A 792-nucleotide genomic window follows, 5' to 3' on the forward strand; every position below is an offset into this window, starting at 1 on the left:
ATTATGCGTTTCAATTTCACTTGCGAGCTCTGTCGGTGTAAAATCTTTAGCTGCGCCTTGTTGGCCAGATAGACTATTTAAAACCCCTTTTGTATGCAGTATCTTCTTTAATTTTTTATGTATTATTGGTGGCACGCTATTTGAAAGGATCAACTCGGTACGATGCCTCTCATTAGCTAAAACCGTGGTGATCATATTTTGCAAAGTGGAATAACCCACTAATCCAATTCTGTTTTGACCTAAAAAAGCGAGGCATTCATCAAAAATATATTTGGGGTATGTACAGATTGTTGCGACATCACCCAAACGCTCTATCAAGGCTTGTTTATCTTGTCTTAATAACCGCGAAAAACCCAGTATTTCATGCATTTTAGCGATCAATGTTGCTCGAGTACTTTTAGCAATAAAGGGGTATTTCGGCTTTCTATTTGGAAAATGTGTCGCATAAATATAGTCGACATCTTGTTTAACCTCTCGTAGTTTAAATTGAGCGACAACAGGCTTCGCGCGAAAATAACCAATCAGAAGAATTAAATATATTTTCGTTTCAATTTTTCCCATTTTAGTGAGGATTTTTTTTATACTCGGATCTAATGAAAAATATTCTTCACGCTCAATTTGATTAAATATTGGACGAGAATAGAGCTCATGAATCTCCTGTTCTGTCAAAATTTGAATACGGCCTGATTTAATCTCTTTCATTGTGGTTATGTTCTATCCTCTAAAAATAAACAACATCATATAATGGACGCGCGCGTAATCGATATAAAAGTGCAATTTAAGTCTACCTTA

1 protein-coding gene is annotated in these 792 nt (G+C 35.5%); it reads right to left on the reverse strand.

The annotated features are described in order from the left end of the window. A partial coding sequence (locus SJ312_RS23280; protein WP_319868419.1) for a DUF4158 domain-containing protein occupies positions 1 to 702 on the reverse strand: 702 nt, incomplete at its 3' end. Positions 703 to 792 lie beyond the last annotated feature (90 nt).

Source organism: Providencia sp. CIM-Carb-044, from assembly GCF_033901115.1.
Taxonomy (GTDB): Bacteria; Pseudomonadota; Gammaproteobacteria; order Enterobacterales; family Enterobacteriaceae; genus Providencia; species Providencia hangzhouensis.